Genomic DNA, 26,968 nt, shown 5'->3' on the forward strand with positions numbered 1-26,968 from the left:
GTCAGGGAAATCAAGGGGCAGCACCAGCGCTACCCCAGACTTCTGGCTGACTACTCTTCGCTAAACAAGTCGCCGCCGTGCATGTCGATCATTTCCAGTGCCTTGCCGCCGCCACGGGCAACACAGGTCAGTGGATCTTCTGCAACTACGACAGGAATTCCTGTCTCTTCCATTAACAGGCGGTCGAGGTTACGCAGCAGCGCACCACCACCAGTCAGAACCATACCACGCTCAGAAATGTCGGATGCCAGTTCCGGTGGGCACTGTTCCAGCGCAACCATCACTGCGCTCACGATACCGGTGAGCGGCTCTTGCAGCGCTTCGAGGATTTCGTTGGAGTTCAGGGTGAAACCACGTGGAACGCCTTCAGCCAGGTTACGACCACGAACTTCGATTTCCAGAACTTCGTCGCCAGGGTATGCAGAACCGATTTCATGCTTGATACGCTCTGCGGTGGCTTCACCGATCAGAGAGCCGTAGTTACGGCGCACGTAATTAATGATGGCTTCGTCGAAACGGTCACCGCCGATGCGGACAGAAGAGGAGTACACCACACCGTTAAGCGAAATGACCGCCACTTCAGTGGTACCGCCACCGATATCCACAACCATCGAACCGGTCGCTTCAGAAACCGGCAGACCCGCACCGATTGCTGCTGCCATTGGCTCTTCAATCAGGAAGACTTCACGCGCGCCTGCACCCTGAGCAGATTCACGGATTGCGCGACGTTCAACCTGAGTTGCACCGACTGGCACACACACCAGAACGCGTGGGCTCGGGCGCATGAAGCTGTTGCTGTGAACCTGTTTGATGAAGTGCTGCAGCATTTTTTCAGTCACGAAGAAATCGGCGATAACGCCGTCTTTCATTGGACGGATCGCTGCGATGTTGCCCGGCGTACGACCGAGCATCTGCTTAGCTTCATGACCGACGGCAGCCACACTTTTCGGTGAACCGGCACGATCCTGGCGAATGGCCACAACGGAAGGCTCATTCAGTACGATGCCTTGTCCTTTCACGTAAATCAGGGTATTCGCGGTACCCAGGTCAATGGACAGGTCATTGGAAAACATGCCACGAAATTTTTTCAACATACTAAGGGATAATCCTGAAAGCTGGGGCGGAAACAAAATCCGCTTACTTTACCAACCACACGCAGCAGCGACAAGGCGCAAAAATCATCTGCAACGGTGAAAATTAGTGCAGTTCGTTTCCTTTGTTACAATTTCGACCTGACACCGTCAGGGCCGCAGCATTCCTCGCCTGCATTGCAATCTGTCAAAGGACGATCACTGGCTTGTTATCTGTAACATCCCGGCGGGGGCATCATGCACATCCCGGAGAAACAGCGCGCGTTATTCTACGTGAAATCGCGGCAAACGGCAGATCAAACAGAGTATCTTTGCGAATATTTTTTTACGCTAGTGTCAAGTGGTTGTGAAGCAGCAAAAAAATCGCCCTGACCACCCAGCACACCGCACTCTCGTAATACCTGCCACTCACTTCGGCTGCGAAGCCCAGTGGCGAAAACCTGGGTCGTGGTGCCCTTACAGGCCTCGACCAGACTTTGCACCAGCAGTTGGTTCTCGCTGCGTTTCTCGATATTGCGCACCAGACCCGGGTGAAGCTTGACGATTTCCACCGACAGTTCCTTGATCCAACTGGTACCGACCAGCGTCAAACCGGCCTGTATGACCACTACTCTGACCCCTAATGCGTTGATTAAACGCATCACCGACTGTAAGCGGCTGATATGTTGACAGACATCCGCCTCTGCAAGTTCAAAAATAATCCGTTTTCGCTGCGCTTTTTCGCATTGCATCAGCGTATCCCGCAGCCAGCGCTGAAACCGTGGGCGAATGAAGGACTCGACCGTCACCTGCAATGCCAGATTTTCCTCAGGCCAGTAGGAGAGGAACGGCAACAGGCGAGTCACCTGCAGACGGTCGTACTCTTCTGCCAGCCCAAATTCGAGGACCATAGGCATATATTCGGCGGCAATCACTTCTTCTTTACCGTCGTAAATACGGCACATCAACTCGCGGTGATGCACGCGACCATCGTAATGCACCGCAGGCTTTTGGTAGAAACGCGGGCCGCCACGGCTGAGCATCTGCTCGATAAGCGTCCGCCAGCGCACGTTGCCCCGCCCTTTCTCTGGCAGAGTATTATCGTAAACCGCCCAACTGTTACTGCCCTGAAGGACGGCGTTGCGCACCGCCGCGTCGGCGTGTTCCATTACCTGTTCGGTGCTTTGCCCGCTGCGCCAGGTACAGATGCCAATATGCATCATGTCGTCCTGGTCAAGAATTTTAGTAGATGGCAGCGCATCGAGCGCTTTTAGCAGCTGCCCGGCGATACTATCAGCTTCTTTCAAGGTGCGATGGGGCAATAACACCGCAAAATCGCTGCGGTGATAACGCGCCAGCAACGCCCCCGGATAACGCATCATGAAGGTCGAGAGCATATTGATGAGCATGAAGAAATGCTCTTCCGCCGCCGTGCGTCCCCACTGGTCACGCACCAGATCGAATTCCGGCAGGCGAATCAGCATAACGATACCATGTGCCCCTACTTTCTCCTGATCGTCAAGCAGTGTCGCCAACTGATTATCAAAGAACATACGGTTGCTGAGGCCGGTCTTGGTGTCCTGCGCGGCGTACGAGCGAATCAGCGTATCCATCCGACTGCGCTGTTCACCGGCAAACTGGATTTCTGATAACAGCGTGTCCAGCGCGCTGCTGGTCCGTGCTGGCCATTCATGCACCGTCCCGCGCACCTGATGGCCGCGTTCACCGTTGAGGATCCGCGTGGAGCGTAGCTCAAGCAATTCCTGACCCGCCAGCTGATTACGCAGCCAGCGCACCGAGAGGAAGATAATCAACACCATAAAAGCAATGGCAATGGTCAGCGGGGCGGTGGTCAGCAACGAGTGAAAATAGTTCGCCATCGGATCCTGATACTCCATCCGAATGGTCATCCCCGGATGTTTCACCGACTCCACGTTTAGCTCGCGATACTGATAATTGCTGCCCACCGGGCGATAGCCGTTGGTGCGAGAATGGCTAAAAATGGTTTTATCGTTAACGATAAGATCGATACGCACGATATCGACGGGAACCAGAATTTCATCAAGCTGGTTGTCAAGTTGGCTGAGGGGGGTGTTGACCAGGCGGGTGTCAATCACCGTCGCCACGGCGCGGGCACGGTAATCAATTTTATACTGAATACCGTTATAGAAGCTCAGCGAGCAGCCGATAAGGGTGACAAAGATGGTCAGGCCCGTCAGCAGCGTCACGAAAGCTGAAAATTTCGTCGTTAATCGCATCCCTGTATTAACTCCGTTAATGAATTACAGCCCGATCGTTGACCGGACACCCGCGCTAAAACTCAAAAAATTAGTGAGCACTAACTCGCATCTAAAAAGACCTTGCATACTACCAGAGTGAGTGATTCTGGCAATTTATTGCGGTAAGTCGGAAACACGTTTCAGTTAGCGAGTATAGTCATCGAAAATTATTTTCCAATCATTGAGCAACTGAGGAACGATTATGCAGGCGTTAATCTTAGAACAGCACGACGGTAAAACTCACGCCTCGGTACAGGCCATCGAGGAGAGCCAGCTGCCGCAAGGTGATGTCACGGTCGATATTCAGTGGTCGAGCCTCAATTACAAAGACGCGCTCGCCATTACCGGCAAAGGCAAAATCATCCGTAATTTTCCGATGATTCCCGGTATCGACTTTGCGGGTGTGGTTCACAGCAGTGAAGATCCGCGTTTCCATGCCGGCCAGCAGGTTCTGCTTACCGGTTGGGGCGTGGGTGAAAACCACTGGGGTGGTCTTTCCCAACGCGCCCGCGTGCAAGGCGACTGGCTGGTTGCCCAGCCAAAAGGTCTCGATGCCCGTCAGGCGATGATCATCGGCACCGCAGGTTTTACGGCCATGCTGTGTGTGATGGCGCTGGAAGACGCAGGCGTTCGCCCTCAGGACGGTGAAATTGTTGTCACCGGTGCCAGCGGTGGCGTCGGCAGCACGGCGGTCGCGCTGCTGCATAAGTTAGGTTACCCGGTGGCAGCGGTATCCGGGCGCGAGAGCACCCACGATTACCTGCGCAGCCTCGGCGCAAACCGTATTCTGAGCCGCGATGAGTTCGCCGAAACCCGTCCGCTGGAGAAACAACTGTGGGCCGGTGCGGTCGATACCGTCGGTGATAAAGTGTTGGCCAAAGTGCTGGCGCAGATGAACTACGGCGGTTGCGTTGCGGCCTGCGGCCTGGCAGGTGGCTTTGCCCTGCCGACTACCGTGATGCCGTTTATTCTGCGTAACGTCCGTTTGCAGGGGGTTGATTCGGTGATGACGCCAGCCGCCCGCCGGGCAGAAGCCTGGCAGCGTCTGGTTCAGGATTTACCTTCTTCTTTTTATAACCAGAGCGCGACCGAAATCACCCTCGCCCAGGCCCCAGAATTTGCTGACAAGATAATGAACAATCAGATCCAGGGCCGGACGCTGGTGAAAATTGCCTAATCTTCAAATTTTCGTGACATATTCGCGTTAATCCCGCACCTCCGTCATGCTTAGGAAAAAGCATGCCGGAGGATGCCATGAAGTCGAAAAAGCTAACGGAAGCCGATGTAACGGCGGAATCTGTTTTTATGCTCCAGCGCCGCCAGGTGCTGAAGATGTTAGGGATTAGCGCCACTGCGATGACGCTGGCTCCCACCGCGCAGGCTGATTTACTCAGCTGGTTTAAAGGTAACGACCGTCCACCCGCCCCGTCCGGCAAGCCGCTGGAATTTTCACGCCCTGCCGAATGGCAAAATGATCTGACGCTAACGCCAGAAGATAAGGTCACGCGCTACAACAACTATTACGAATTTGGTCTGGATAAAGCCGATCCAGCCGCCAACGCCGGTAGCCTGGTCACCGATCCGTGGAAACTCACCATAGATGGTGAAGTAGCCAAACCGCTGACCCTCGATCATGATGATTTGACCAAGCGTTTCCCGCTCGAACAGCGAATCTATCGGATGCGCTGCGTTGAGGCCTGGTCGATGGTGGTGCCGTGGATTGGCTTCCCGCTGCATAAGCTTTTGGCGCTGGTTGAACCCACCAGCGATGCCAAATATGTCGCTTTCAAAACCCTTTATGCGCCCGAGCAAATGCCCGGTCAGAAAGACCGCTTTATCGGCGGAGGACTGGCGTATCCATACGTCGAAGGTTTGCGTCTCGACGAGGCTATGCACCCGCTGACGCTCCTCACCACCGGGGTGTATGGCAAAGCGCTACCGCCGCAAAACGGCGCGCCAATCCGCCTGACCGTGCCGTGGAAATATGGCTTCAAAGGGATTAAATCCATCGTCAGCATCACGCTGACCCGGGAACGTCCACCCTGCACCTGGAATATGGCAGCACCGAATGAGTACGGTTTCTTTGCCAATGTGAACCCGCATGTCGACCATCCTCGCTGGTCGCAGGCGTCAGAGCGTTTTATTGGTTCCGGCGGCGTGCTTGATGTGAAGCGCCAGCCTACGCTGTTGTTTAACGGCTATGCCGATCAGGTCGCGTCGCTGTATCGCGGTCTCAATTTACGGGAGAATTTCTGAGTGCGCTTAAACGCTAAACAGATTGTCTGGCTAAAAGTGGCGCTGCATCTTGCCGCTTTCTTACCGCTGGTGTGGTTGTTCTGGGCCGGTTCTCAGGGCTATTTCAGCGCTGACCCGGCTAAGGATATTCAGCACTTTACTGGTCGGATGGCTCTGAAACTACTGCTTGCCACCTTGCTGATCTCCCCGCTGGCACGCTACGCTAAACAGCCTTTATTGATACGAACCCGTCGCCTGTTAGGCGTATGGTGTTTTGCCTGGGCAACACTGCATCTCACCAGCTATGCGCTGCTGGAGCTTGGCATTCACAATCTGGGTCTGTTAGGTCAGGAAGTGGTGACGCGGCCTTATTTAATGCTGGGGCTGATAAGCTGGGTGATTTTACTGGCGCTGGCGGCAACATCTTTCCAGCGAGCGCAGCGAAAACTGGGGCCAAAATGGCAAAAATTGCATAACTTCGTCTATCTGGTCGCTATCCTTGCCCCCATCCACTATCTGTGGTCGGTGAAGATCTTGTCTCCCCAGCCCGTATTGTACGCGCTTGCAGCATTGGCGCTGTTAGCGTGGCGTTATAAGAAGTTCCGCCAGTGGTGGCGTTAATCCCCGATTATGTGCAGTTTCCCGCAGATCTCCCGCAGTACGTCAGGCATTTTCGCAATTGAGGTTGATAATCTTCCCTGATAAGACCAGTATTTAGCTGCCAAATGCTACGAAATCGTTATAATGTGCGACTTTGGTTTTCCTGACAGGGGTTTTTCGCCTCTGAAAAGGTGACAAGCGCGCATCGAAGGTATATTTTGTTTTTTACCGGAGAATTGCAGGAGATAGCAGCACAATGGCAGACAAGTTACGCATTTTGCTTTTAAACGGACCGAACCTGAATATGCTCGGAACCCGTGAGCCAGAGAAGTATGGCACCCTGACGTTAGCGGAGATTGTTAACCGTTTGACGACGGAGGCCGAGGCTCTGAATGTGTCACTCGACCATTTGCAGTCGAACGCGGAGTTCGCGATTATCGACCGAATTCATCAGGCTAAAGACAACATTGACTATATCCTGATCAATCCGGCCGCTTTCACGCACACCAGCGTGGCGATTCGTGATGCACTTTTGGCGGTCAGTATCCCGTTTATCGAGATTCATCTGAGCAACGTGCACGCTCGCGAGCCGTTCCGCCATCACTCATATCTCTCTGATATCGCTGCCGGCGTCATCTGCGGATTAGGCGCTGACGGCTATTCATACGCATTACAGACGGCGGTAAAACGCCTGTCACAATCACACTAAACAAAGAGTACGGAACCCACTCATGGATATTCGTAAGATTAAAAAACTGATCGAGCTGGTTGAAGAATCAGGCATCTCCGAACTGGAAATTTCTGAAGGTGAAGAGTCTGTACGCATCAGCCGCACCTCGGCTAATGCGGGCTTCCCGGTTATGCAACAGGCTTACGCTGCACCGATGATGCAGCCGCAGATGGCTCCGGCCGCTGCTGCACCAGCAGCTGCGCCTGCTGAAGCACCTAAAGCTGAAATCAGTGGCCACATCGTACGCTCCCCGATGGTTGGTACCTTCTACCGCACCCCTAGCCCGGACGCTAAAGCGTTCATCGAAGTTGGCCAGAAGGTTAATGCGGGCGATACCCTGTGCATCGTTGAAGCCATGAAAATGATGAACCAGATTGAAGCCGATAAATCAGGCGTGGTGAAAGCCATTCTGGTCGAAAGTGGTCAACCGGTTGAATTTGACGAGCCACTGGTCGTCATCGAGTAACGAGGCGAACATGCTGGATAAAATTGTCATCGCCAACCGCGGCGAGATTGCATTGCGTATTCTTCGTGCCTGTAAAGAACTGGGCATCAAGACCGTCGCTGTGCACTCCACTGCGGATCGCGATTTAAAACACGTACTGCTGGCGGATGAGACGGTCTGTATCGGCCCGGCTCCGTCCGTAAAAAGCTATCTGAATATCCCGGCTATCATCAGCGCCGCAGAAATCACCGGCGCGGTGGCAATCCATCCGGGTTATGGCTTCCTGTCCGAAAACGCCAACTTTGCAGAGCAAGTTGAACGTTCCGGCTTTATCTTCATCGGCCCGAAAGCCGACACCATTCGCCTGATGGGCGATAAAGTGTCTGCGATCACCGCGATGAAAAAAGCGGGCGTTCCGACGGTACCTGGCTCCGATGGCCCGCTGGGCGATGATATGGACGCTAACCGCGCCCATGCAAAACGCATCGGTTACCCGGTTATCATCAAAGCCTCCGGCGGCGGCGGCGGTCGCGGTATGCGCGTTGTGCGCAGCGACGCTGAGCTGGCGCAGTCCATCTCCATGACCAAAGCCGAAGCGAAAGCCGCTTTCAGCAACGACATGGTGTACATGGAAAAATACCTGGAAAATCCTCGCCACATCGAGATCCAGGTTCTGGCCGACGGTCAGGGTAACGCTATCTATCTGGCAGAACGTGACTGCTCCATGCAGCGTCGTCACCAGAAAGTTGTCGAAGAAGCACCAGCGCCGGGCATCACCCCAGAACTGCGTCGCTACATCGGCGAGCGTTGCTCTAAAGCGTGTGTTGATATCGGCTATCGTGGCGCGGGTACGTTCGAGTTCCTGTTCGAAAACGGCGAGTTCTATTTCATCGAAATGAACACCCGTATTCAGGTAGAACATCCGGTCACCGAGATGATTACCGGTGTGGACCTGATCAAAGAGCAGTTGCGTATCGCTGCCGGTCAGCCACTGTCGATCAAACAGGACGAAGTGCAGGTTCGCGGCCATGCGGTAGAATGCCGTATCAACGCCGAAGACCCGAACACCTTCCTGCCGAGCCCGGGTAAAATCACTCGTTTCCACGCGCCAGGCGGTTTTGGCGTGCGTTGGGAATCTCATATCTACGCTGGCTACACCGTGCCGCCGTACTATGACTCAATGATCGGCAAGCTCATCTGTTACGGCGAAACCCGTGACGTGGCGATTTCTCGCATGAAAAACGCCCTGCAGGAACTGATCATCGACGGTATCAAAACCAACGTTGAGCTGCAGATGCGCATCATGAGCGACGAGAACTTCCAGCATGGTGGAACCAACATCCACTATCTGGAGAAAAAACTCGGACTTCAGGAAAAATAATCCTGAATGTTTCGCAAAAGGCCGGATCTTCCGGCCTTTTTTCTTTTTCTCTCCCCTTACCAGCCCCTTAAGGTACAATCCCCGCTTTAAATTGACCCTGGGAGCCTTATGGACGCGCGTTTTGTTCAGGCACACAAAGAAGCCCGATGGGCATTGTGGCTAACCCTCCTCTATCTCGCCGCATGGTTAGCGAGTGCTTACATACCCAACTCACTGCAGGGCTTTACCGGTTTACCGCACTGGTTCGAAATGGCCTGTCTACTGATGCCACTGGTTTTCATTTTGCTGTGCTGGGCGATGGTTAAATTTATCTACCGCGATATTCCGTTGGAGGACGACGATGCAGCTTGAAGTGATCCTGCCCCTGGTCGCCTACCTGTTGGTGGTATTTGGCCTGTCGATTTATGCGATGCGCAAGCGGTCGACCGGCTCGTTCCTCAATGAGTATTTTCTCGGCAGCCGATCGATGGGCGGCTTCGTGCTGGCCATGACCCTGACCGCCACCTATATCAGCGCCAGTTCGTTTATCGGCGGCCCGGGTGCAGCCTATAAATACGGGCTGGGCTGGGTGCTGCTGGCGATGATCCAGCTCCCCGCCGTGTGGCTGTCGCTGGGGGTATTGGGGAAAAAATTCGCAATCCTGGCGCGTCGTTATAATGCGGTAACGCTCAACGACATGCTGTTTGCCCGCTATCAGAGCCGCCTGCTGGTCTGGCTGGCGAGCCTCAGCCTGCTGGTTGCCTTTATCGGCGCAATGACCGTGCAGTTCATCGGCGGCGCGCGTCTGCTCGAAACCGCCGCAGGCATTCCTTACGAAACGGGTCTGCTGATTTTCGGTATCAGCATCGCGCTGTATACCGCCTTCGGTGGTTTTCGTGCCAGCGTACTGAACGACGCGATGCAGGGCATGGTGATGCTGATTGGCACCATTGTGCTGCTGGTTGGGATCGTTCATGCAGCAGGCGGCCTGAGCCATGCGGTGCAGACGCTGGAGCACATTGACCCGAAATTGGTGTCCCCACAGGGGGCGGACGATATTTTGTCGCCTACCTTTATGACCTCGTTCTGGGTGCTGGTGTGCTTTGGTGTCATTGGCTTGCCGCATACCGCGGTGCGCTGTATCTCCTATAAAGACAGTAAAGCGGTGCATCGCGGCATTATTCTCGGCACGGTGGTGGTGGCGATTCTGATGCTGGGCATGCATCTGGCGGGTGCCTTAGGCCGGGCCGTCATCCCTGACCTTACCGTGCCGGATTTAGTCATTCCGACGCTGATGGTCAAAGTGTTGCCGCCGTTTGCTGCAGGCATCTTCCTTGCCGCACCGATGGCCGCCATTATGTCGACGATCAACGCGCAGTTATTGCAGAGTTCCGCTACGATAATCAAAGATCTGTACCTGAATTTGCACCCGGAGCAGATGCACAACGAGAAGCGCCTGAAGCGTATGTCGGCCCTGATTACCCTCGTGCTGGGTGCGCTGCTGCTGCTGGCCGCATGGCGTCCACCGGAGATGATTATCTGGCTGAATCTGCTGGCGTTTGGCGGTCTGGAAGCCGTGTTCCTGTGGCCGCTGGTGCTGGGTCTGTACTGGGAACGCGCTAACGCCGCCGGTGCGCTGAGCGCCATGATCACCGGCGGCGTGCTGTATGCCCTGCTGGCTAGCCTGAAAATTCAATTGCTGGGCTTTCATCCGATTGTCCCATCATTACTGTTAAGTCTTCTGGCTTTTGTGGCAGGAAACCGTTTTGGTCGTCCTGTCACGCAGGCCCCAAATATCACTGTTAATCATTAAAAGAGTTTTGCCATGCCATGGATCCAACTGAAACTGAACACCACTGGCGCGAATGCTGAAGAGCTTAGCGATGCGCTGATGGAAGCGGGAGCTGTCTCTATCACCTTCCAGGACACCCACGACACGCCGGTGTTTGAGCCTCTGCCGGGCGAAACCCGCCTGTGGGGCGATACCGATGTGATTGGCCTGTTCGATGCCGAAACCGATATGAAAGAGGTGGTGGCCATTCTGGAACACCATCCGCTGCTCGGCACCGGGTTTGTGCATAAGATTGAACAACTGGAAGATAAAGACTGGGAACGCGAGTGGATGGACAACTTCCATCCGATGCGCTTTGGCGAGCGGCTGTGGATCTGTCCAAGCTGGCGCGATGTGCCGGATGAAAATGCGGTCAACGTAATGCTCGATCCGGGCCTGGCGTTCGGCACCGGGACACATCCTACGACGTCGCTGTGCCTGCAATGGCTGGACGGCCTCGATCTGAACGGAAAGACGATCATCGACTTCGGCTGCGGATCCGGGATCCTTGCCATCGCCGCGCTCAAACTGGGTGCTGCAAAAGCGATCGGGATCGATATCGATCCACAGGCTATTCAGGCCAGTCGCGATAATGCAGAGCGTAACGGCGTTTCCGAGAGGCTTGAACTCTATTTACCGCAGGATCAGCCAGACGCCATGAAAGCCGATGTGGTGGTCGCCAACATCCTGGCAGGCCCATTACGTGAGCTGGCCCCTTTAATCAGCGTCCTGCCCGTTGAGGGCGGTCTGTTAGGCCTGTCCGGTATTCTTGCCAGCCAGGCCGACAGCGTTTGCGAAGCCTATGCTTCCCTGTTCGTCCTCGACCCGGTAGTTGAGAAAGAAGAGTGGTGTCGCATTACCGGTCGTAAGCACTGATTCCCCTTTCGCGTGGCCGCCCGGTCACGCGAGCATTTTCTCCTTATAGCCCCCTTTTTTGCCCATGATAAAATAACGGCATAACTCTCTGAGTTATAAAATATTGTTATCTTATTTATTCATTGGATGAATGTTATGAGCAAGATGTTTTGTAAGGCAGCGCTACTGGCCTTGAGTACCCTTCCGACCCTGGCATTGGCCTCACACTGGAGCTACGACGGTGAAGGTGCCCCAGAACACTGGAGCGAGTTAAGCGATGAGTATAAAACCTGTCAGCAGGGAATGAACCAGTCTCCTGTCGATATTAGCCGTACGATGGAAACACATCTACAACCGCTAGTGACCCACTACGGCACCGGGCCTGACATTCTCGTCAATAATGGCCACACCATACAGGCAACGGTTGATCCGAAAGCCGACGACAGCATTACTCTCGATGGTCAAAACTACACCCTGCAACAGTTCCATTTCCACGCCCCATCCGAGAACACCATTCACGGCAAACATTATGCTATGGAGATGCATCTGGTGCATAAAAATGCGGCCGGAGAGATAGCTGTGGTGGCAGTGATGTTTGATGTCGGCCAGGCAAATTCTGAGCTCGATAAGCTGTGGAAAGTGATGCCGGAGAAGGTTGAAAGCAATGCTGCGCTGAAAACGTCGCCAGACATCAACCATCTGATTCCGACTGACAGAACTTACTGGCGCTTTAGTGGTTCACTGACCACCCCGCCATGTTCCGAAGGTGTCACCTGGCTGGTAATGAAACATCCACTGACGCTTTCCAAAGCGCAACTGGAGAAGTTTACCCACACTATGCATCACGATAACAACCGTCCGACTCAGCCGATGCACGGTCGGGTTGTGGTCGAATAAGTGCAATAAAACAGCCTTCTCATCCAGCGTTGAAATGAGATCCAGCCCGCAACAATCGGGATAATCTGCTGATAAAACCAACAGGTTATCCCGTTTCTGCTCCTGTTTGGCTGGGAAAAAACGATAAGTTTCGCAAAATTGCATCTGTGTATAAATCCACCAGATGAATATAAAGCAATGATTTAACTAACGATTAAATTTATTCGCGCTTACCGACTGGCGATTCCTTGATCTACGACAGAGGATTGCTCAAAGTTTGGCCTTTCATCTCGTGCAAAAAATGCGTAATATACGCCGCCTTGCAGTCACAGTATGGTCATTTCTTAACTCATGCGCATCGGACACTACCAGCTTAGAAATCGCCTGATCGCAGCGCCCATGGCTGGCATTACTGACAGACCATTCCGGACGCTGTGCTATGAGATGGGAGCAGGTTTAACCGTTTCCGAGATGATGTCCTCCAACCCGCAAGTATGGGAGAGCGACAAGTCCCGTTTACGGATGGTGCACATTGACGAGCCCGGGATACGCACGGTGCAAATTGCCGGTAGCTGTCCTGAAGAAATGGCGGAAGCCGCACGTATTAACGTTGAAAGTGGTGCCCAAATTATTGATATCAATATGGGTTGCCCGGCGAAAAAAGTGAATCGCAAGCTTGCAGGTTCAGCCCTTTTGCAGCATCCCGGTTTGGTGAAGTCTATCCTGACCGAGGTGGTGAAGGCAGTGGACGTTCCTGTCACTCTCAAGATTCGCACTGGCTGGGCACCGGACCACCGTAACTGTGTAGAGATTGCCCAACTGGCTGAAGATTGTGGTATTCAGGCTCTGACTATTCACGGACGCACTCGCGCCTGCTTGTTTAACGGAGACGCTGAATACGACAGTATTCGGGCAGTTAAGCAGAAAGTTTCCATTCCGATTATCGCGAATGGTGACATTACTGACCCGCTTAAAGCCAGAGCCGTACTGGACTATACGGGGGCGGATGCCCTGATGATAGGACGTGCAGCTCAGGGAAGACCCTGGATCTTTCGGGAAATCCAGCACTATCTGGACACTGGGGAGCTGCTCCCGCCACTGCCTCTGGCAGAGGTGAAGCGCTTACTTTGTGCACATGTTCGGCAATTGCATGATTTTTACGGTCATACAAAAGGGTACCGAATAGCGCGCAAACACGTCTCCTGGTATCTCCAGGAACACGCTCCAGATGACCAGTTTCGGCGCACATTCAACGCCATTGAGGATGCCAGCGTACAGCTGGAGGCGTTGGAGGCATACTTCGAAAATTTTACGTAAACAGAAATAAAGAGCTGACAGAACTATGTTCGAACAACGCGTAAATTCTGACGTACTGACCGTTTCTACCGTTAACTCTCAGGATCAGGTGACTCAGAAACCTCTCCGTGACTCGGTTAAACAGGCACTGAAGAACTATTTTGCTCAACTGAATGGTCAAGATGTTAATGATCTGTATGAGCTGGTACTGGCTGAAGTAGAACAGCCCCTGTTGGACATGGTGATGCAATACACCCGCGGTAATCAGACCCGTGCGGCCCTGATGATGGGCATCAACCGTGGTACTTTGCGTAAGAAACTGAAAAAATACGGCATGAACTAAGTTCGTTCATGGCGGTAAAAAGGCGCTCTTCGGCATGGGGAAGCGCCTTTTTTATTACCTGAAATCGCTCATTTTTCCCCTCTTTCCTCAGCGCACTTTTCGTGTATATTGCCTGCCATTCACCCAATTACTTTCCAGGTACAGTTATGCTTCGTAAGTACGGATGGCTGGTCGTCTTTGCTGTATTCATGTTTTTGTTCGAAGGGCTGCTGATGCAATGGATAGAGCTGATGTCCACCGAAAGCGATAAATGCCGCAATATGAATTCCGTGAACCCCTTGAAGCTGGTGAACTGCTCCGAACTGGAATGATACTCTGCCGATAACGTCGGCGAATACGCCGATATTCCACGCAAAAATCAGGGATTTAAATCACTTTGAGTCCCTTCAGGTCGATGGTAATGTCTTGGCCCTCACCACCCCGCCAACGAGCTGATGACACCATGCTGGCTAGCCATTACGACCCTATTCTGGTCGCCATTTCCTTTGTGATTGCCATTCTCGCCGCCTGGACTGCACTGAACATGGCAGGGCGCGTTTCAACCAGCGTCGGAAAAGCGGCATGGATGTGGCTCAGCGGGGGCGGCATTGCGATGGGTATCGGCATTTGGGCGATGCATTTTATCGGCATGCTAGCGATGGATAGCGCCATGGACATTCGCTATAACCCCGCATTAACGGCGCTTTCAATGGCTATAGCGTTGGCCTCCTCTCTGTTTGCCTTATGGTTAGTCAGCGTTGACAAGTTGCGTCTGCGCCGACTGCTGCCTGGCGCAATAGTAATGGGCACCGGCGTGGCTCTGATGCATTACACCGGCATGGCGGCAATGGATTTATCGGCCTCCATCGTCTGGCATTATCAGTGGGTCGCCTTGTCTGTGGTTATCGCCCTGCTGGCCTCTTTTGCCGCCCTCTGGCTCACTTTCCGCTTACGCCACGAAGCCGCCCAAGTGGCGTTAATGCGTTTTGGCGCTGCGGTGCTGATGGGGGTGGCTATCGCCGGAATGCATTACACCGGCATGATGGCCGCGCAGTTTCCGTCACACATGCCGATGGCCCACCACGGGCTGAACGGCAGCTGGCTTGCGGTGTTAGTGAGCGTGGTGACACTGTTTATTCTGGGGATAACCCTCCTCATTTCGATGCTGGATGCACGTCTTCAGGCACGCACCGCTCTGCTCGCCTCGTCGCTTGCCGAAGCGAATAAAGAGCTGGCGCAACTGGCATTGCAGGATACCCTGACCCGATTGCCTAACCGCGTGCTGTTTGAAGATCGCCTTAGTCAGGCCATCAGCAAAGCCGACCGCGAGGAACGCCCTTTTGCCCTGATGTTTATGGATCTCGATGGGTTTAAAACCGTCAACGATGCCTTTGGCCACGACGTGGGTGATAAGCTTCTGATCGCGGTGACTGAACGTTTACAGTTGCCGCTGAGCGGTCAATTCACGCTGGCGCGTATCGGCGGCGATGAGTTTGTATTGCTGGCCGACATTTCGGCCCCGGATGATGCGGCCCGTCTTGCCAGCGCACTGGTGCAGGCCATCGACGCACCGTTTATGATTGATCCTTACGAACTGGTGGTAACCTTAAGCGTCGGCATTGCGCTCTATCCCCACGACGGGCAGAACGATCGCGAGCTGATGTTTAACGCCGATGCCGCGATGTACCACACCAAACACACCGGGCGAAACGGCTATCACTTCTTTCAGCCATCGATGAATACCTTTGCCCAACAGCAACTTCAACTGATGAACGATCTGTGGATGGCCGTTGAGCGTCAGGAACTACGCCTGCACTATCAGCCTAAATGCCAGGCATCCTCGGGAACGATTATGGGTTTTGAAGCGCTTCTGCGCTGGGAACATCCGACGAAAGGCCTGCTGGCTCCGGATGTGTTCCTGCCGCTGGCGGAGAAAACCGGAATAATCATTCCGATGGGTAACTGGGTTATCAACGAGGCCTGCCGCCAGCTCAGCGAATGGCGCAGCCAAGGGCAGCTTGAATGGTCCATGGCGGTGAATCTTTCTGCGTTGCAGTTTGAACAACCAATGCTTCTCGACACTGTGCTGGCTTGCCTGGAGCGCCATCATATTCCCGCCGAGATGCTGATCCTCGAGGTGACGGAAACCACGGCGATGCACAACCCGGAACAGAGCGTTGAGGTCCTGACTCGTCTGACGGAACTCGGCGTAAAGGCATCCATTGACGACTTTGGCACCGGTTACTCCAGTCTGCTTTATCTCAAGCGCTTACCCGCCTGTGAACTAAAAATTGACCGCGCGTTCGTGAAAGAGCTAAAGGGCGAAGGTGAAGATGCGACGATCGTATCTGCTATTGTGGCGCTGGCACGAACCCTGAATTTACGCGTTGTCGCCGAGGGGGTGGAAACCCAGGCACAGCTGGAGTTTCTGACCCAGCTCGGCTGTAACACATTGCAGGGCTACCTGTTAGGCAAACCGGAGAGCGCAGAGGCGATCACCGCCAGCCATCAGAAAGCGGGATAATCACAGGCCCTGACGCTGGAATGTCGTCGCCGTGTCTAACGTGACCGGCCACAGCGCCGGATGAGGATGTAGCGTGGCCATGATGTAGTCCACCAGCTCCGGGGCCTGATGGTAAAGATCGACACTTTCAGGAGAAAGTAGCCAGTTTTTTAATACTCCGGAAAAAAAACCGTGTAGCATCACCAGCGTTAATTCAATATTGGTATCTGCCGGAAGACTCCCCTGCCGGATGCATAAACTTAATATTCGCCGCATATTTTCATGACGAAAGCACAGACGTTGACGTATCTCCATTTCACACATCATGTCTTTATTAAATTCACATTTATGATACAAAATTTGCATCAATGCACGCTGTTTCGGTGTTTGTGCAATATATTGCAAACCCGTTACAAATGCTTCGCGTAACCATCCCAACGGATTTTCTTTTTCGTTTTGTATCATTCTATGTTTAATAATGTCACTCAGCGGAAGTTGCTGACGCCACATCTCATTAAATATTTCTACCTTGCTGTTAAAATGCCAGTATACCGCTCCTCGCGTAACCCCTGCGGCATCAGCAATATCCGTCAATGTCGTGTTAGAGACGCCTCGTAGCGCAAACTGCTCAATGGCAGCATCGATCAACTGCTGGCGAGTGACCAGCGCATCGGCTTTGGTTTTTCTTACCATTAAGTGTGCCCCTACAAGACAATCGAAAATGTGAGCCCATAAATATATGGGTATCGGCATTATATACATAATTATTTATTTACCAATGCCGGACTCAGCACACTTTTGTCACCAAACAATAGACATAAGAAATGAATTCTAGCGAATCATAAATACTGAATATATTTCATCACCTGCGCTATTCCGGGTAAACCAGGACGAATCCTGCCTTTTTTGTGTATGCGTGCTGTTACCCCCTCCCACTGAATTATCGCGACTAACAATTCAAAGTTTTTATTTGTACTATAACGCGCTTCACTTTTTATTTTTTCACCGGTTTCCGGCGAATTTGCTATATCGGTTATTAAGGAATTGCAATGACGACTCACGCAAGGGTTACGCTCTTATCCAGTTTGCTCGCTTCGGCTTTGCTGCTTAGCGGCTGCGATAATGCCGGGGATCGGCAGCCACAAACTCAGGTTCCGCATGTCACCGTACATGTGGTCAGCAGTGCGCCACTTTCCGTGACCACCGAACTGCCGGGCAGAACCTCGGCATTCCGTATCGCCGAAGTTCGCCCGCAGGTCAGCGGGATCATCCTGAACCGTAACTTCACCGAAGGCGGTGATATTCAGGCTGGGGAATCGCTCTACCAGATAGATCCTGCCACCTACAAAGCGGCCTGGGAAAGCGCTAAAGGCGATGAGGCAAAAGCCGTAGCCGCCGCCTCTATCGCTCATTTAACCGTGAAGCGTTATATCCCGCTGGTCGGGACACAGTACGTCAGCCGTCAGGATTACGATCAGGCAGTCGCCAATGCCCAACAGGCGGATGCCAGCGTCCTCGCCGCAAAAGCTGCAGTAGAAACGGCACGTATTAATCTGGCCTACACCCGAGTTTCATCCCCTATCAGTGGTCGCATTGGTAAATCCAGCGTGACCGAAGGTGCCCTGGTGACCAACGGCCAGGCTCAGGCGCTGGCGACGGTGCAGCAGCTGGATCCGATTTATGTCGATGTCACTCAGTCGAGCAATGACTTCATGCGTCTCAAGCAGGAGAGTCTGGAGCGCGGCAACGATGCCAAGAGTGTGGAAGTGGTGATGGAAAATGGCCAGCCATATGCCCAGAAAGGCACACTGCAATTTTCCGATGTTACGGTGGATGAAAGCACCGGCTCCATTACTCTGCGGGCCGTTTTCCCTAATCCACAACACGTCCTGCTGCCGGGCATGTTTGTCCGGGCACGCATTGATGAAGGGGTACAGCCTGACGCAATCCTGGTTCCGCAACAGGGCGTAACTCGTACACCTAGAGGCGATGCTACGGTGATGATTGTTAATGCCAAAAATCAGGCCGAAGTTCGCACCGTGACAGCCACACAGGCCGTCGGCGATCAGTGGCTTATCACCGCCGGACTTAAACCTGGTGACAAAGTCATTGTCAGCGGATTGCAGAAGGTGCGTCCTGGCGTGCCGGTGCAGGCCGAACCAGACACTGCAACCTCAATCGCAAAATAATCAGGGGCCATTATGTCCAGTTTTTTTATTCAGCGCCCTATTTTTGCCTGGGTACTGGCCATCATTCTGATGATGGCGGGTGGTCTTGCTATTCTGCAACTACCCATCGCACAGTACCCGACGATTGCACCCCCGGCGGTAGCCATTTCGGCCACCTATCCCGGGGCTGATGCGCAAACCGTGCAGGACACCGTTACGCAGGTTATCGAACAGAACATGAACGGTATCGATAACCTGATGTACATGTCCTCCACCAGCGATTCTGCCGGTGGCGTGACCATTACCCTGACCTTCCAGTCAGGTACCGATCCGGATATCGCTCAGGTACAGGTGCAGAACAAACTGCAGCTGGCCACCCCGTTGCTGCCGCAGGAAGTGCAGCAACAAGGCATCAGCGTTAAAAAATCGAGCAGCAGCTATTTACTGGTGGCGGGCTTTGTATCTGATAATAAGGCCCTGAATCAGGATGATATTTCTGACTATGTCGCCTCCAACCTTAAAGATGCGATCAGCCGCCTGAATGGCGTCGGCGATACCCAACTGTTCGGCGCACAGTATGCCATGCGCATTTGGCTCGATCCGAATCTACTCAACAAGTTTCAGCTCACACCGGTTGATGTCGTAAATCAGCTGAAAATCCAGAACAACCAGATTGCTGCGGGCCAGCTCGGCGGGACACCCGCCATCGGCAACCAACAGCTTAACGCGTCGATTATTGCTCAAACACGCCTGAAAGATCCGCAGGAGTTCGGCAACGTCACGCTGCGCGTCAATCAGGACGGATCGGTTGTGCACCTGCGCGACGTGGCACAGATTGAACTCGGGGGTGAAAACTACAACACGCTTGCCCGCATTAACGGCCAGCCAGCATCCGGCTTGGGTATTAAACTCGCCACCGGGGCGAACGCCCTTAACACCGCCGAGGCGATCAAAACTAAACTCGCTGAGCTTCAGCCTTTCTTCCCACAGGGAATGCGTGTCGTCTATCCTTACGATACAACGCCATTCGTCAAAATCTCGATTCACGAAGTCGTAAAAACCCTGTTCGAAGCGATCGTCCTCGTCTTCCTTGTGATGTATCTTTTCCTGCAAAATATCCGCGCAACGCTTATCCCGACCATCGCTGTGCCCGTTGTACTGCTGGGCACATTCGCCATTCTGGCAGCGTTTGGCTATTCGATTAACACCCTGACGATGTTTGGTATGGTGCTGGCGATAGGGCTATTGGTGGATGATGCCATTGTGGTGGTGGAAAACGTCGAGCGTGTGATGGCCGAAGAACGGCTCTCACCAAAAGACGCGACGATAAAATCGATGGAGCAAATTCAGGGTGCGCTGGTCGGGATTGCAATGGTGCTCTCCGCCGTGTTTATCCCGATGGCATTCTTCGGCGGCTCAACGGGGGCAATCTATCGTCAGTTTTCGATAACCATCGTTTCCTCCATGGCCCTGTCCGTATTGGTAGCGTTAATTCTGACGCCAGCCCTGTGCGCGACGTTGCTGAAACCTGTTTCAGCCGATCATCACGCCCCCAAACGCGGATTCTTCGGCTGGTTTAATACCCGGTTTGACCAGAGCGTCAACCACTACACCGACAGCGTCAGTCGTATCCTGAGAGGAACCGGGCGTTATTTAATTATCTATGTGGCAATCGTCGTGGGAATGGCGGTTCTGTTCATGCGTTTACCGACCTCCTTCCTGCCAGAAGAAGATCAGGGCGTGTTCATGACCATGGTTCAGCTGCCGTCGGGGGCGACGCAGGAGCGCACCCAAAAGGTGCTGGATACCATGACCAACTACTATCTTAACGATGAGAAAGCTAACGTCGAGAGCGTCTTCACCGTGAATGGTTTCAGCTTTAGCGGCCAGGGTCAAAACTCTGGGATGGCATTTATCAGCCTTAAGCCGTGGGATGAACGCAGCGGTGAAGAGAACCATGTTGAAGCGATCATCAAACGCGCAACGGCCAGCTTTAGCCACATTAAAGATGCCATGGTGTTCCCGTTTAACCTGCCTGCGATTATTGAATTAGGCACGGCAACGGGTTTTGACTTTGAGCTGGTCGATCAGGCCGGGCTTGGGCACAGTGGTCTGACTCAGGCCCGTAACCAACTGCTCGGCATGGTTAAAGAACATCCGGACGTATTGGTACGTGTGCGTCCAAACGGTCTTGAGGATACTCCGCAGTACAAGCTGAATGTCGATCAGGAAAAAGCGCAGGCGTTGGGGGTGTCGATTTCTGATATCAATCAGACCATCTCGACCGCGCTGGGTGGGAGCTACGTGAACGACTTTATCGACAGGGGGCGCGTGAAGAAGGTTTACGTTCAGGCGGAAGCAAAATTCCGTATGCTGCCAAACGACATCAATAGCCTTTATGTTCGCAGTGCAAATGGTGAAATGGTTCCCTTCTCCGCGTTTTCTACCGCAAGTTGGGTTTACGGCTCACCGCGTCTGGAGCGATTCAACGGTCTGCCGTCAATGGAACTTCTCGGCGAAGCAGCCCCGGGTAAAAGTACCGGTGAAGCGATGCTGCTGATGGAAGAGATGGCCAGCAAACTGCCTGCCGGTATTGGTTACGACTGGACGGGCATGTCCTATCAGGAGCGCCTGTCCGGTAACCAAGCTCCGGCGCTGTATGCCATTTCACTGATCGTCGTGTTCCTGTGCCTCGCGGCGCTTTATGAAAGCTGGTCGATACCGTTCTCGGTCATGCTGGTAGTGCCTCTGGGGGTTATCGGGGCGCTACTTGCCGCATCACTGCGCGGGATGCATAACGACGTCTATTTCCAGGTTGGCCTGCTAACAACGATTGGACTGTCGGCGAAAAACGCCATCCTGATTGTCGAATTCGCTAAGGACCTAATGGAAAAAGAAGGAAAAGGGGTGATTGAAGCCACCCTTGAGGCCTCCCGAATGCGTCTACGTCCAATTTTGATGACGTCATTGGCGTTCATTCTCGGCGTTATGCCGCTGGTAATCAGTAACGGTGCCGGCAGCGGAGCGCAGAATGCCGTAGGGACTGGCGTGATGGGCGGTATGCTAGCCGCGACGCTGCTGGCCATCTTCTTTGTCCCGGTATTCTTTGTGGTCGTCCGCCGGCGTTTCAGCACAACGAAATGATAAGTAAAACAAAAAGGCGCTTAAAGCGCCTTTTTAATTTCAACCAGATTAATACCTAAATAGCAGATGGCAAAATCAGTGTTTTATTCTGCACATTTTCCACATAATTAGCGGGATATTCGCCAAAACCTCCACGATGTTTACAGAGAAAACAAATTGAGATTATTTGCCCCTCCGACGGTTCTCGTCCCAATGGTAAAATTAACGTCATTCCGCAAGACCGATATTTTATGGCACCGCGGTTTTTTCGAGGTAATATTATGAAAAGATTAATTTCAGTTGCGTTATTGGCCGCCTTACTCGCAGGCTGCGCACACGATTCACCTTGCGTGCCGGTTTATGACGATCAGGGGCGGCTGGTTCATACCAACACCTGCATGAAAGGCACCACGCAGGATAACTGGGAAACAGCCGGAGCGATCGCCGGTGGCGCAGCAGCTCTGGCAGGCCTGACGCTAGGTATTGTCGCCTTAACCAAATAATCACACTCAAGCGCGGGGTCCCGCGCTTTTGCTTCACAATAGTGCGCACTTACCCCTAAAGTAAAAAAATCGCCTCATTTCCTTACTGCATAAAAAAATAAAATTGTGGTCTTCATAAGACATCCATAATTAAAAATTATTGTTCAGCCGTTTTCTCGTGAGCAATTTCACAGTTTATTTCCCTTCGTTCTCACGCAAATATTAACCCACGAAATCAATTCTTTTCCCCCTCTCAATCCTGACACTTTTTCGCTCTGTTTTGTGGCACAGGTTGTAATTTTGCACCAACCCAGGGCGCTTATTTTTTTCTTTCCTGTCTACACTCACTCTATTGCTCCCCCGCGACCCAAAATCAGGTGGTTGCAATTCTGGCATCCCCTTTGCTTAACAGGGTATGGCCATGGCCACAGACAGGTTTCGACGTTCTTTCGGACGTCTATATATAACGATAAATTTCGCCACACAGGATGCTTTATGAAAAAGATGATGATCGCCAGCCTCACAGCGGCGGGCGTGCTGTTTGCAATCTCCAGTCAGGCACATGCAGGTACTACTTTCGAAGCCGTGAAAAAGAAAGGCTTTGTCCAGTGCGGGATCAGTGACGGATTGCCAGGCTTTTCCTACGCGGATGCCGACGGCAAATTTACCGGTATCGATGTTGATGTCTGTCGTGGTGTGGCCGCCGCGGTATTTGGTGATGCCAGCAAAGTGAAATATACCCCGCTGACAGCGAAAGAACGTTTCACCGCGTTGCAGTCGGGCGAAGTGGATTTACTGTCGCGTAATACCACCTGGACCTCTTCTCGCGATGCGGGTATGGGTCTTTCCTTTACCGGCGTGACTTATTACGACGGCATTGGCTTCCTGACGCACAATAAAGCGGGCCTGAAAAGCGCGAAAGAACTCGATGGTGCAACCGTCTGTATTCAGGCCGGTACGGATACTGAGCTGAACGTGGCGGACTACTTTAAAGCCAATAAGATGAAATACACGCCGGTGACTTTCGACCGCTCTGACGAATCCGCAAAAGCACTGGAATCCGGGCGTTGCGATACGCTGGCGTCTGACCAGTCCCAGCTATATGCTCTGCGCATCAAGCTGAGCAAGCCAGGCGACTGGGTTGTTCTGCCAGAAGTGATTTCTAAAGAACCGCTGGGTCCGGTCGTTCGTCGCGGTGATGACGAGTGGTTCTCCATTGTTCGCTGGACCTTGTTTGCCATGCTGAATGCCGAAGAAATGGGCATCAACTCGAAGAACGTGGATGAGAAATTCGCGACTCCATCGACGCCGGATATGTCTCACCTGTTGGGCAAAGAGGGTGATTTCGGCAAGGATCTGAAGCTGGACAACAAATGGGCTTACAACATCGTTAAACAGGTCGGTAACTACGCTGAAATTTTTGATCGCAACGTCGGTGCAGACAGCGCGCTGAAGATCAAACGTGGCCAGAACAATCTCTGGAACAACGGCGGGATCCAGTACGCTCCACCGGTTCGTTAAGTTTTACGCTGTGACGGGCATCGCTTCGGCGGTGCCCAACCTGATGTTCTGGTCATTGAGGTTTTCCTATGTCCCAACGCCGCCTGACCGTAAAAGGATCGCTCTCCTTTTCCAACCCCACGGTTCGCGCCTGGCTGTTTCAAATCCTGGCGGTAGTGACCATCGTCGCTATTGCCATCTATTTGATACACAACACCATCACCAACCTGGACAAGCGTGGCATTACCTCCGGTTTTGCTTTTCTCGACCGAAGCGCGGGCTTTGGCATCGTTCAACACTTAATTGATTATCAGCAGGGCGACACCTACGGCCGGGTTTTCCTGGTAGGTTTGCTCAATACCCTGTTGGTCTCAGCGCTGTGCATTGTCTTTGCCTCCTTTCTTGGGTTCTTCCTGGGTCTGGCGAGACTGTCGGATAACTGGCTGCTACGTAAGCTGTCGACGGTATATATCGAGACCTTCCGTAATATCCCGCCGCTGCTGCAAATCTTCTTTTGGTACTTTGCCGTTTTACGTAACCTGCCCGGGCCACGTCAGGCCGTCAGCGCCTTTGATTTAGCATTTCTCAGTAACCGCGGGCTCTATATTCCGTCTCCGCAATGGGGAGAGGGATTACTGGCTTTTGTTGCGGCGATTGGGTTGGCTGGACTGTTAACCGTCGGACTGTTTCGCTACAACAAAATGCATCAGATAAAAACCGGGCAGCTCCGGCGGACATGGCCCTCCGCGCTGGTACTTATCATCGTTCTGCCGCTGCTCGCCCACTGGGTATTTGGTGCGGCGCTCCACTGGGATGTGCCGGTTCTTCGAGGGTTTAATTTCCGCGGAGGGATGGCGCTGATCCCGGAATTGGCGGCGTTGACGCTGGCGCTATCGGTCTATACCTCCGCCTTTATCGCCGAGATTATTCGTTCCGGTATTCAGGCAGTGCCTTATGGTCAGCATGAAGCGGCCCGCTCGTTGGGTCTGCCGAATCCGGTGACGTTGCGACAGGTCATTATTCCGCAAGCGTTACGCGTGGTTATCCCGCCACTCACCAGCCAGTATCTGAATATTGTTAAAAACTCATCGCTGGCAGCTGCCATCGGATATCCCGATATGGTGTCGCTGTTTGCCGGGACAGTGCTGAATCAAACCGGCCAGGCCATTGAAACCATTGCCATCACAATGTCGGTCTACCTGATTATCAGCCTGAGCATTTCGCTGCTGATGAATATTTACAACCGCCGTATGGCACTGATTGAGCGCTAAGGGGTCATGATGACAAAAGCACTTGTGTCTCATTCTGCGCACCCGGCCGGTGCAAAGCGAAATCCAACTCTGGCGTGGATGCACAAGAACCTGTTCTCCAGCTGGTCCAACACGCTACTGACGCTATTCGCGCTATGGCTTATGTGGGAGCTGATTCCCCCCTTGTTGAACTGGGCCTTTTTGCAGGCCAACTGGGTGGGCACCACGCGCGCTGACTGTACCAAAGCGGGTGCCTGTTGGGTGTTCATTCATCAGCGTTTCGGCCAGTTCATGTATGGGCTGTATCCCCATGACCAGCGCTGGCGCATCAATACCACATTGATTATTGGCCTGCTGTCGATTGTACCCATGTTCCTGAATGCGATGCCTCGTCGCGGGCGTTACATCGCCTGTTGGGCCGTGGCGTATCCGATCGTTGTCTGGTTTCTGCTGTATGGTGGGTTTTTTGGACTGGAACGGGTGGAAACCCGGCAATGGGGTGGACTGACGCTGACGTTGATCATTGCATCGGTGGGGATTGCAGGGGCATTACCACTCGGGATCTTGCTGGCGCTGGGACGACGTTCAACCATGCCGGTCGTACGTATTCTGTCTGTTATCTTCATCGAATTCTGGCGTGGCGTGCCGCTGATCACCGTTCTGTTTATGTCTTCGGTGATGCTGCCGCTGTTTATGTCGGAAGGCACCAGCATCGATAAACTCATTCGTGCATTGGTCGGGGTGGTGCTGTTCCAGTCAGCTTATGTCGCGGAAGTGGTGCGCGGCGGACTACAGGCTTTACCGAAAGGACAATATGAAGCCGCGAGTTCGCTCGCTCTGGGCTATTGGAAAACGCAGGCGCTGGTGATTCTTCCCCAGGCCCTGAAGCTGGTCATTCCTGGACTGGTCAACACCATTATCGCGCTGTTCAAGGACACCAGTCTGGTGATCATCATTGGTTTGTTCGATCTGTTCAGCAGCGTTCAGCAAGCCACCGTCGATCCCGCCTGGCTTGGGATGTCAACGGAAGGCTATGTCTTTGCCGCGCTGATCTACTGGATCTTCTGTTTTAGCATGTCGCGCTACAGCCAACATCTGGAAAAGCGCTTTAACACCGGGCGTACTCCGCACTGAGGATATTATGAGTCAAACATTACTCCAGCCAGCGGACGCGATGATTACGCTGGAAAACGTCAATAAATGGTACGGGCAGTTTCATGTGCTGAAGGATATTAATCTGAACGTCAGACAGGGTGAACGAATCGTCCTTTGTGGCCCATCAGGTTCCGGGAAATCGACGACTATTCGCTGTATCAATCACCTGGAAGAACATCAGCAGGGGCGTATAGTCGTCGATGGTATTGAATTGAATGAAGATATTCGCAATATCGAACGCGTGCGACAGGAAGTGGGGATGGTGTTCCAGCACTTCAATTTATTCCCGCATCTGACGGTTCTGCAAAACTGTACCCTGGCTCCTATCTGGGTGCGGAAGATGCCGAAGAAGGAGGCGGAAGTGTTAGCCATGCATTATCTGGAACGTGTACGTATTGCTGAACATGCACATAAGTTTCCAGGCCAGATCTCAGGCGGCCAACAGCAGCGTGTCGCCATTGCGCGTTCCCTGTGCATGAAACCTAAAATTATGCTGTTCGATGAGCCAACATCGGCGCTCGATCCTGAAATGGTAAAAGAAGTGCTCGATACCATGATTGGTCTGGCCCAATCCGGTATGACGATGCTGTGTGTGACGCATGAAATGGGCTTCGCCAGAACCGTTGCCGACCGAGTGATCTTCATGGACAGAGGTGAGATCGTCGAGCAAGCTCCTCCGGATCAGTTCTTTGCCAATCCCAAGTCGGAACGTACCCGCGCATTCCTTTCTCAGGTCATCCATTGAGTATTATCCTCCCCGAAAGGGGAGTTTTTTACAATGTAGAAAAGCAAAAAGCCCAGTCATAAGACTGGGCTTTTTGCTTAATTGATGTCTGGCAGTTCCCTACTCTCGCATGGGGAGACCCCACACTACCATCGGCGCTACGG

Annotated in this window: 24 protein-coding genes; 21 read left to right on the forward strand and 3 right to left on the reverse strand. The window is 53.1% G+C overall.

Features of this window, described 5'->3' with window-relative positions:
• Nucleotides 1–50 precede the first annotated feature (50 nt).
• A complete protein-coding gene (mreB, locus tag SIK69_RS12015; RefSeq protein WP_110510622.1) occupies nt 51–1,094 on the reverse strand; it encodes a rod shape-determining protein MreB in 1,044 nt (347 codons plus the stop codon).
• A gap of 293 nt (nt 1,095–1,387) precedes the next feature.
• Nucleotides 1,388–3,328, reverse strand: a complete 1,941-nt coding sequence (gene csrD, locus SIK69_RS12020; protein WP_319786158.1) for an RNase E specificity factor CsrD — start codon at nt 3,326–3,328, stop codon at nt 1,388–1,390.
• A 223-nt stretch (nt 3,329–3,551) separates the two neighbouring features.
• Here csrD and acuI point away from each other — a divergent pair, with 223 nt between their 5' ends.
• The 14 genes from acuI (at nt 3,552) to SIK69_RS12090 (ending at nt 16,423) form a co-directional block, all read left to right on the forward strand.
• Nucleotides 3,552–4,526 (forward strand): acrylyl-CoA reductase (NADPH), encoded by a 975-nt coding sequence (gene acuI, locus SIK69_RS12025; RefSeq protein ID WP_319627450.1) that lies wholly within the window; start codon nt 3,552–3,554, stop codon nt 4,524–4,526.
• Between the two features lie 77 nt (nt 4,527–4,603).
• A complete protein-coding gene (gene msrP / locus SIK69_RS12030; protein ID WP_319627451.1) occupies nt 4,604–5,605 on the forward strand; it encodes a protein-methionine-sulfoxide reductase catalytic subunit MsrP in 1,002 nt (333 codons plus the stop codon).
• A complete protein-coding gene (gene msrQ, locus SIK69_RS12035) occupies nt 5,606–6,205 on the forward strand; it encodes a protein-methionine-sulfoxide reductase heme-binding subunit MsrQ (protein ID WP_319786159.1) in 600 nt (199 codons plus the stop codon).
• Nucleotides 6,206–6,440: 235 nt separating this feature from the next.
• On the forward strand, nt 6,441–6,893 hold the full coding sequence (gene aroQ / locus SIK69_RS12040) for a type II 3-dehydroquinate dehydratase (RefSeq protein ID WP_319627453.1): 453 nt from the start codon (nt 6,441–6,443) through the stop codon (nt 6,891–6,893).
• A gap of 22 nt (nt 6,894–6,915) precedes the next feature.
• On the forward strand, nt 6,916–7,380 hold the full coding sequence (gene accB / locus SIK69_RS12045; RefSeq protein WP_319786160.1) for an acetyl-CoA carboxylase biotin carboxyl carrier protein: 465 nt from the start codon (nt 6,916–6,918) through the stop codon (nt 7,378–7,380).
• A 10-nt stretch (nt 7,381–7,390) separates the two neighbouring features.
• Complete coding sequence (gene accC / locus SIK69_RS12050) at nt 7,391–8,740, forward strand: acetyl-CoA carboxylase biotin carboxylase subunit (RefSeq protein WP_319627455.1); 1,350 nt, start codon at nt 7,391–7,393, stop codon at nt 8,738–8,740.
• Between the two features lie 108 nt (nt 8,741–8,848).
• Nucleotides 8,849–9,091 (forward strand): YhdT family protein, encoded by a 243-nt coding sequence (locus tag SIK69_RS12055; RefSeq protein WP_319627456.1) that lies wholly within the window; start codon nt 8,849–8,851, stop codon nt 9,089–9,091.
• Entirely contained in the window at nt 9,081–10,532 is a 1,452-nt protein-coding gene (panF, locus tag SIK69_RS12060; RefSeq protein WP_319627457.1) for a sodium/pantothenate symporter, read from the forward strand. Before SIK69_RS12055 ends, panF begins: the two co-directional genes overlap by 11 nt.
• A gap of 12 nt (nt 10,533–10,544) precedes the next feature.
• Complete coding sequence (gene prmA, locus SIK69_RS12065; RefSeq protein WP_319786161.1) at nt 10,545–11,426, forward strand: 50S ribosomal protein L11 methyltransferase; 882 nt, start codon at nt 10,545–10,547, stop codon at nt 11,424–11,426.
• Nucleotides 11,427–11,561: 135 nt separating this feature from the next.
• Nucleotides 11,562–12,302 (forward strand): carbonic anhydrase, encoded by a 741-nt coding sequence (locus tag SIK69_RS12070; RefSeq protein ID WP_319786162.1) that lies wholly within the window; start codon nt 11,562–11,564, stop codon nt 12,300–12,302.
• A gap of 330 nt (nt 12,303–12,632) precedes the next feature.
• Complete coding sequence (gene dusB, locus SIK69_RS12075; RefSeq protein ID WP_319627460.1) at nt 12,633–13,598, forward strand: tRNA dihydrouridine synthase DusB; 966 nt, start codon at nt 12,633–12,635, stop codon at nt 13,596–13,598.
• Nucleotides 13,599–13,623: 25 nt separating this feature from the next.
• On the forward strand, nt 13,624–13,920 hold the full coding sequence (gene fis, locus SIK69_RS12080) for a DNA-binding transcriptional regulator Fis (RefSeq protein ID WP_000462905.1): 297 nt from the start codon (nt 13,624–13,626) through the stop codon (nt 13,918–13,920).
• Nucleotides 13,921–14,066: 146 nt separating this feature from the next.
• Entirely contained in the window at nt 14,067–14,231 is a 165-nt protein-coding gene (locus tag SIK69_RS12085; protein WP_319627461.1) for a DUF2556 family protein, read from the forward strand.
• 131 nt (nt 14,232–14,362) lie between these two features.
• Nucleotides 14,363–16,423 (forward strand): putative bifunctional diguanylate cyclase/phosphodiesterase, encoded by a 2,061-nt coding sequence (locus tag SIK69_RS12090; RefSeq protein WP_319786168.1) that lies wholly within the window; start codon nt 14,363–14,365, stop codon nt 16,421–16,423.
• Here the strand turns inward: SIK69_RS12090 and envR are convergent, their stop codons facing one another.
• Nucleotides 16,424–17,095, reverse strand: a complete 672-nt coding sequence (gene envR, locus SIK69_RS12095) for an acrEF/envCD operon transcriptional regulator (RefSeq protein ID WP_319786163.1) — start codon at nt 17,093–17,095, stop codon at nt 16,424–16,426. It abuts the gene before it with no gap.
• A 356-nt stretch (nt 17,096–17,451) separates the two neighbouring features.
• Between envR and SIK69_RS12100 the strand changes: the two genes are divergently transcribed.
• The 7 genes from SIK69_RS12100 (at nt 17,452) to SIK69_RS12130 (ending at nt 26,825) form a co-directional block, all read left to right on the forward strand.
• A complete protein-coding gene (locus tag SIK69_RS12100) occupies nt 17,452–18,591 on the forward strand; it encodes an efflux RND transporter periplasmic adaptor subunit (RefSeq protein ID WP_319786164.1) in 1,140 nt (379 codons plus the stop codon).
• A 12-nt stretch (nt 18,592–18,603) separates the two neighbouring features.
• A complete protein-coding gene (locus SIK69_RS12105) occupies nt 18,604–21,714 on the forward strand; it encodes an efflux RND transporter permease subunit (protein ID WP_319627464.1) in 3,111 nt (1,036 codons plus the stop codon).
• Between the two features lie 260 nt (nt 21,715–21,974).
• The gene (locus SIK69_RS12110) at nt 21,975–22,196 is read left to right on the forward strand and encodes a lipoprotein (protein ID WP_319627465.1); all 222 of its coding nucleotides are present in this window, start codon (nt 21,975–21,977) and stop codon (nt 22,194–22,196) included.
• Between the two features lie 474 nt (nt 22,197–22,670).
• A complete protein-coding gene (locus SIK69_RS12115; protein ID WP_319627466.1) occupies nt 22,671–23,696 on the forward strand; it encodes an amino acid ABC transporter substrate-binding protein in 1,026 nt (341 codons plus the stop codon).
• 68 nt (nt 23,697–23,764) lie between these two features.
• Nucleotides 23,765–24,946 carry an amino acid ABC transporter permease gene (locus SIK69_RS12120; RefSeq protein ID WP_319627467.1) on the forward strand — a complete coding sequence of 394 codons (1,182 nt, stop codon included), beginning with the start codon at nt 23,765–23,767 and terminating at the stop codon, nt 24,944–24,946.
• A gap of 9 nt (nt 24,947–24,955) precedes the next feature.
• Entirely contained in the window at nt 24,956–26,059 is a 1,104-nt protein-coding gene (locus tag SIK69_RS12125; RefSeq protein ID WP_319786165.1) for an amino acid ABC transporter permease, read from the forward strand.
• A 7-nt stretch (nt 26,060–26,066) separates the two neighbouring features.
• On the forward strand, nt 26,067–26,825 hold the full coding sequence (locus SIK69_RS12130; protein WP_319627469.1) for an amino acid ABC transporter ATP-binding protein: 759 nt from the start codon (nt 26,067–26,069) through the stop codon (nt 26,823–26,825).
• Nucleotides 26,826–26,968: the final 143 nt, after the last annotated feature.

It is taken from the genome of Scandinavium lactucae (assembly GCF_033843265.1).
GTDB classification, from domain to species: Bacteria; Pseudomonadota; Gammaproteobacteria; order Enterobacterales; family Enterobacteriaceae; genus Scandinavium; species Scandinavium lactucae.

Bases quoted from the DNA above. Each gene is read 5' to 3' on its own strand.
- prmA (WP_319786161.1), top strand. From the start codon at position 10,545: ATGCCATGGATCCAACTGAAACTGAACACCACTGGCGCGAATGCTGAA.
- accC (WP_319627455.1), top strand. From the start codon at position 7,391: ATGCTGGATAAAATTGTCATCGCCAACCGCGGCGAGATTGCATTGCGT.
- SIK69_RS12055 (WP_319627456.1), top strand. From the start codon at position 8,849: ATGGACGCGCGTTTTGTTCAGGCACACAAAGAAGCCCGATGGGCATTG.
- SIK69_RS12090 (WP_319786168.1), top strand. From the start codon at position 14,363: ATGCTGGCTAGCCATTACGACCCTATTCTGGTCGCCATTTCCTTTGTG.
- SIK69_RS12130 (WP_319627469.1), top strand. From the start codon at position 26,067: ATGAGTCAAACATTACTCCAGCCAGCGGACGCGATGATTACGCTGGAA.
- mreB (WP_110510622.1), bottom strand. From the start codon at position 1,094: ATGTTGAAAAAATTTCGTGGCATGTTTTCCAATGACCTGTCCATTGAC.
- envR (WP_319786163.1), bottom strand. From the start codon at position 17,095: ATGGTAAGAAAAACCAAAGCCGATGCGCTGGTCACTCGCCAGCAGTTG.
- SIK69_RS12120 (WP_319627467.1), top strand. From the start codon at position 23,765: ATGTCCCAACGCCGCCTGACCGTAAAAGGATCGCTCTCCTTTTCCAAC.
- fis (WP_000462905.1), top strand. From the start codon at position 13,624: ATGTTCGAACAACGCGTAAATTCTGACGTACTGACCGTTTCTACCGTT.
- SIK69_RS12085 (WP_319627461.1), top strand. From the start codon at position 14,067: ATGCTTCGTAAGTACGGATGGCTGGTCGTCTTTGCTGTATTCATGTTT.
- SIK69_RS12115 (WP_319627466.1), top strand. From the start codon at position 22,671: ATGAAAAAGATGATGATCGCCAGCCTCACAGCGGCGGGCGTGCTGTTT.
- acuI (WP_319627450.1), top strand. From the start codon at position 3,552: ATGCAGGCGTTAATCTTAGAACAGCACGACGGTAAAACTCACGCCTCG.
- SIK69_RS12100 (WP_319786164.1), top strand. From the start codon at position 17,452: ATGACGACTCACGCAAGGGTTACGCTCTTATCCAGTTTGCTCGCTTCG.
- dusB (WP_319627460.1), top strand. From the start codon at position 12,633: ATGCGCATCGGACACTACCAGCTTAGAAATCGCCTGATCGCAGCGCCC.
- SIK69_RS12070 (WP_319786162.1), top strand. From the start codon at position 11,562: ATGAGCAAGATGTTTTGTAAGGCAGCGCTACTGGCCTTGAGTACCCTT.
- csrD (WP_319786158.1), bottom strand. From the start codon at position 3,328: ATGCGATTAACGACGAAATTTTCAGCTTTCGTGACGCTGCTGACGGGC.
- SIK69_RS12105 (WP_319627464.1), top strand. From the start codon at position 18,604: ATGTCCAGTTTTTTTATTCAGCGCCCTATTTTTGCCTGGGTACTGGCC.
- SIK69_RS12110 (WP_319627465.1), top strand. From the start codon at position 21,975: ATGAAAAGATTAATTTCAGTTGCGTTATTGGCCGCCTTACTCGCAGGC.
- msrP (WP_319627451.1), top strand. From the start codon at position 4,604: ATGAAGTCGAAAAAGCTAACGGAAGCCGATGTAACGGCGGAATCTGTT.
- accB (WP_319786160.1), top strand. From the start codon at position 6,916: ATGGATATTCGTAAGATTAAAAAACTGATCGAGCTGGTTGAAGAATCA.
- SIK69_RS12125 (WP_319786165.1), top strand. From the start codon at position 24,956: ATGACAAAAGCACTTGTGTCTCATTCTGCGCACCCGGCCGGTGCAAAG.
- aroQ (WP_319627453.1), top strand. From the start codon at position 6,441: ATGGCAGACAAGTTACGCATTTTGCTTTTAAACGGACCGAACCTGAAT.
- panF (WP_319627457.1), top strand. From the start codon at position 9,081: ATGCAGCTTGAAGTGATCCTGCCCCTGGTCGCCTACCTGTTGGTGGTA.